We start from the raw sequence: 5,456 nt of genomic DNA, 5'->3' as shown, positions 1-5,456 counted from the left end.
TAGCAAAGAAAATATAAAAATAATGGCATACCCATTAGAAACAATTTTAGCTGAAAAATATGAAACCATAATCAGAAGAAATATAGCAACGACACGAATGAGAGACTTCTACGACCTATACACCCTATACAAGCTGAAAAAAGATGAGATAGATTATAAAATTTTAAAAGAAGCAATAGGGAGAACCTCAAACAAAAGAGGAAGCCAGGAGATGATGAAAGATTATGAGGAAATAATCGAGGACATAAAAGAAGATTCATACCTAAGATCCTTGTGGGAAGTATATCTAAGTGAAAATAAGTACATTGGAGATTTGACCTTTGATAAGGTTATTGATGTAGTGACAATTATTTCAAATAGAATTAATGAGATGTAATTTAACAGACACTGTCTTGCAATCATAGACAAGAAAATATTAAGTAAAAGAGAAGTGGAATTAATCTACTTCTTTTTTACTTAAAGTTTAAAGGATTAAAAATTGAAAAATTTTATGCCAATTGCTTATCCTAATATATAAGGCAAAAGATTTAGAGAACTTAAAGATAGGAAATTCTATCAAAATCTTTGGACTTGTAAAACAAATATTTATAACAATGAGATATGATATAACAAATGTACTGATATATAAATATCGATGATATCTCAAATGCATATAATTTTCTACTTAATAATTCTATTAATGCAAAGTTTTGAAATTACAACGAATGTAAAGTATAATATAGTAAAGTAAAAGTTTGCAAATGCAAAAGTTTTATTTGCATAATAAAAAACGGAATAAGGATGATAATTATGAAGATTAATTACAATGGACTCTGGAAAGTATTAATTGATAAAAATATGAACAAAAAAGACTTGATGGATAGAGTAGGTATATCAACTGCAACAGTGGCAAAAATGACAAAGGGAGAATTTGTTAGTATGCAAGTTTTATATAGAATTTGTAAAGAGTTAGATGTAGACTTTAATGATGTTGTATCTATGTATAAAAGTAATTCAATTTAATAGAAAAGGAGAGCACAACTAATGACTGTTCAAAAACAATTTGAAAAATTCAATGATAATATAAGAGTAGACTTTGATACGAATCATGAATTAAAAGAGAAACGTGAAGTATTAGTCAGCATTTTAAGAAATTCTGATGACTTGCCATCGTTTGAGGTTATAAATCAAGGCAGCTACATTCTAAAAACAGGAATAAAACCTGAAGAAGATCAAGAATATGATATAGACGTTGGATTAATATTTAATGTAAATAAAGATGATTACAAACCGTTGGATTTAAAGGAAAAAATTTGTTCTATACTAGAGAATCATACAGACTATGGTGCTAAGATAAAAAAGCCTTGTGTAACAGTAACTTATAAAAAAAATAATAAAGCTGCGTTTCATGTTGATTTAGTAGTTTATGCTTATGAGGATAATGAGAATAAAGAAAGTCAATTGTATATTGCTAAAGGAATTTCAAGCAATCAGGATTCTATTAAATGGGAAAAAGCTGATCCAAAAGGCCTCGTAGATTATATTAATAATACAATTGTTAAAGGAGAACAAAGAGATCAATTTAGAAGAATCATACGTTATATAAAAAAATGGAGGAACAGGCGATTTAGTAACTTTGGGCATATTTCTCCAGCAAGTATAGGATTAACATTAATGGCTATTGACAACTTTTCTTATTATTCTGATGATTTGACAGTATTAATAGATGTCGTTAATTATATAAAGAATAAATTTCATTATAGAAAAACAGAAAATGGTAGAGATCTTTATAGAATAGAGTTATCTTTACCATATGAACTTTCATTTGATTTTCCAAATGATGTCTTTGAAAAAATGACAGATAATCAAATGACAGATTTTAAAGATAAGATTACAAAGTTTTCTAACGATTTGAAAGAAGCTAGAAATGAAATTGATGAGTATGCCCAATATAAAAAATTGAATAAGATTTTTGGAGATGATTTCGAAATTCCTGAAGAGAAAAACACAGCTAAAAATCAAGTTAACTATATTCCCTCATCAAGTTCATCTGGATGGGAGATATATTAATTGGACTCAAATCAATTAAGAGATATCTTATTAGATAATAAATATATCTCAGACATTATGATTGAAGAGAATGCAAGCTTTAAAAAGACAGAATATAAATTTTTAATCAGTTGTTCTTTATCAACAAATAGTAAGTTAATTCCAGTTAAAATTGGATTACCATTAAATTGGGAACTAAGTTTAATAGATATATACTGTGAGATAGATAAGCTCCCTTTTATCCCACATGTTGAAAAGAATGGGAAACTATGTTTATTTGATTTAGAAGGAGCTTTGATAGATTGGAATTTTGAGGGAGTTTTTAATCAATGCATAGACAAAGCTATTAAAATTTTAGATGATGGCATAAATGGTAAAAACAAGAGAGATTTGTTGGAAGAATTTAATTCGTATATATACAACAGAGATGATTATAAAAATATTGATGTTGCTATTCCCAAAGAAAAGAAAAACCAAAAGATTAGTTATTGTACAAAAAATAAGATATCTAAAGTAAGAAAGAAAAATGAGACGGATGCTGAATATCTAAAGAGAACTACTATAACATCTTATTTTGCAAGTACCTTATCATCAGATTTTGATTTATGGGGATATAGGGATAGAACACAATTCAATGGTTTATATTTCTTCTTAGCTCCAAATAAAGCAATATATCCTCCTGATTTCAGAAAATCTATAGATTTATCATATTTAAATAATATCTTGAGCTATTGCTCTTTTAACATTAAAGATAAGAGATATTTAAAAACAAAAGATATGCTTTTTATATTTGAAATTAAACAACCTGAAGAAATTAATAATGTAATAGGATTTTTAATTGAAAATGGAGAGTATGATATTGAGTTTGATAAGCTAAAAATTAGTAATGCTGATAGAATCATTCCTCTCAGTGTAAATAGATTAGATAAGAGTTATCTAATGAATAGAACATCATTCGATAAAAATATACTTGCTAATAAAAAATATCTTTTAATAGGATGTGGTTCTATCGGGGGATATACATTTAGCAATTTGATCAAATCGGGAGTAGAGGATATTACTCTTGTTGATTCAGATCATCTGAATGCTGAAAATATATATAGACATTTACTTGGCATTGAATATCTTTACAACTATAAGGCAGAAGCTTTGAGAATATATGGAGAGAAAAACTTACAAAATTTAAATATAAAAACTGTTGATAACAAAATTGAGGATGCAATTGAAGATTGTTCTATAGAATTTGAAGATTATGATTATATAATATCAGCAACTGGAAATGAAATTCTTAACCGTTGGTTAAATAAATATATTGTTACTAATAAAATACAGACACCTGTTTTTTATTTATGGAATGAGCCATTAGATATTGGCTCACATGTAGCATTTTTTGATATAAATTATAAAGGGTGTTATGAATGTATGTTTACAAGGGACGATGGAGGAAATTTATATAATTCATTAGCTTATACGCAAAAAGGACAAGTCATTGCTAAATCTAACTCTGGATGTCAGGGTTCTTTTATTTCTTATGGTTCATTAATATCTATAAAAACAAGTCTAATGTTTATGGATTTATTAAAGAAGCACGCACTTAATAGGATACACAGTAATCTTATATTTTCTTCAAAAGGTGACGATTATTATTTCAAATTAGCAGGATTAAATTTTTCTAAACGATTTGTATCACAAAAGTCTGATTCTGAAATCATAGAATTTGATAATATTTATAATAAAACTTGTAGTATTTGTGGTGAATTATGACAATAAGTGAAAATATTCAAAGGGTTAAAATTATGGATTCAGTTATTGATTTATTTAAGAAATATATACAATATAAACAAAATGGTTTAGAATCTGGTGGAATAATTATAGGTAAAGAAAACTTACAAAATAATGATTATACTATAGGTTATGCAACAGAACCATATAAAAATGACAAGAGAAAAAGGAATAGATTTAAGAGGTTAGATACTAAACATATAGAGACTTGTAATTCAATATATTTAAGAAGTGGTAAAATTTATAGGTATGTAGGTGAATGGCATACTCATCCTGAAGCTATTCCCCAATATTCAGATATAGACTTAAAAAACTGGGGGAAAATAGCAAAAGGTTCTGATGAAATAAGTTTATATTTCCACATTATAGTAGGATATGAAGCATATAGAATTTGGAAATATGAAAAGTCGGGTATTATCGAGTTGTTAGAAACAATTTATTGGGGAGATAGACATGAAAGAAATTATTAGAAAGTTTAAAGATTGTAAAACTCAATTATGTCAGTTTTTCTTTATATTTTTAGCATTATTTTTACCTAAAATATCGAATATTGAGAGTGTTATAAATACAAAACCTAAGGATATTTCATTTGATATTATCGATATAATATATTATTTTTTGTCAAAATTGGGAAATCTAGGAATAGGTATTTTCTTTGCAGGAATAGCCATATTTACTATACGAAAAATGAATAAGAATAAGATTTTAAACAATGGAAATATATATCATGATCATAGTTATTTATGGTTTTTGTTATGCTCTAAAATTTTAGGATATGAAAAGTGTAACTTAGTATTAGTTCCTATTTATATGCAATTTAAACTAGTTATTAATGATGTATTCAGTGAGTTTATAGTAACAAACAATATCTCCGAAGAAAAAACATCTTCTAAAATTATATATATCAATTGCGATAATAAGGATTCTTTAGAATATAATTTAATTTTAGAAGATACTTATTCAATAAATGATTTTCAAATCCCGCCAGAAAAGAAACAATTACCAACAATTAAAGTTATAAATTCCAAGACAAAAAGTGAAGGAGTTAGAAAGTATAATCCGAAATTTGTAGAGTTTGTAGTAAAAGAAATTAGGGCGTTACCTAAAGGAGTATTAATTAATATTTTTGCTACAACACACGCACAACACAATTATGAAATTGTTGAGCAGTCGCTAAAGTTAGCAGATAGAGGTAACATAGCGGAAGTATTTGTATACCAGCAAGATAGACAGAGCTATAGAAATTTTTCTGAAAGATATAAAGTTATATAGATGACTTTTTTGTTTAATTCAACAAAAATTTTAAGCATTTATTTATATAAAAGTATTATCTAAGTTATTTATTTAAAGGATATTCTAGCATTAGAGTATTCTTTTTTTATTGTATTTACTTAGAATATTATATGTAAGTTTGGAAGGTTATTTTTTAATCTGATAGATTGATTTGAAAAATAAAAATATAATTATACTCATTAAAAATGCTATATTTGATGTACCTAGTTTTTAGTATTGCTCATCTGATATTTAATGACTTATATAGGAATTAGATTTTGTATGATTTGGAGATCCATAACACTTGAATCTTGATTTTATATTGCATGATTTATTTTGATTTGTTAAGAAGTAGGGAATGGATCTGCCATATT

At 26.4% G+C, this 5,456-nt stretch carries 6 protein-coding genes; all 6 read left to right on the top strand.

Annotated elements, in window-relative coordinates:
* A partial coding sequence (locus HMPREF3045_RS05430) for a nucleotidyl transferase AbiEii/AbiGii toxin family protein (RefSeq protein WP_143269981.1) occupies nucleotides 1-376 on the top strand: 376 nt, incomplete at its 5' end.
* Between the two features lie 413 nt (nucleotides 377-789).
* Nucleotides 790-1,002, top strand: a complete 213-nt coding sequence (locus HMPREF3045_RS05425; RefSeq protein ID WP_070737683.1) for a helix-turn-helix domain-containing protein — start codon at nucleotides 790-792, stop codon at nucleotides 1,000-1,002.
* A 21-nt stretch (nucleotides 1,003-1,023) separates the two neighbouring features.
* Complete coding sequence (locus HMPREF3045_RS05420) at nucleotides 1,024-2,049, top strand: nucleotidyltransferase domain-containing protein (RefSeq protein ID WP_070737680.1); 1,026 nt, start codon at nucleotides 1,024-1,026, stop codon at nucleotides 2,047-2,049.
* Entirely contained in the window at nucleotides 2,050-3,792 is a 1,743-nt protein-coding gene (locus HMPREF3045_RS05415) for a ThiF family adenylyltransferase (RefSeq protein WP_070737677.1), read from the top strand.
* Complete coding sequence (locus HMPREF3045_RS05410) at nucleotides 3,789-4,280, top strand: Mov34/MPN/PAD-1 family protein (RefSeq protein WP_070737674.1); 492 nt, start codon at nucleotides 3,789-3,791, stop codon at nucleotides 4,278-4,280. Before HMPREF3045_RS05415 ends, HMPREF3045_RS05410 begins: the two co-directional genes overlap by 4 nt.
* Nucleotides 4,264-5,082, top strand: coding sequence for a hypothetical protein (locus HMPREF3045_RS05405; protein ID WP_004835104.1), 819 nt, complete (start codon nucleotides 4,264-4,266; stop codon nucleotides 5,080-5,082). The genes HMPREF3045_RS05410 and HMPREF3045_RS05405 overlap by 17 nt, the downstream gene beginning before the upstream one ends.
* The last annotated feature ends 374 nt before the right edge of the window (nucleotides 5,083-5,456 follow it).

It is taken from the genome of Anaerococcus sp. HMSC075B03 (assembly GCF_001815585.1).
GTDB lineage: Bacteria > Bacillota > Clostridia > Tissierellales > Peptoniphilaceae > Anaerococcus > Anaerococcus vaginalis.
The sequence above is the reverse complement of the archived record's forward strand: the minus strand, read 5'-3'. Positions and strand labels throughout refer to the sequence as shown.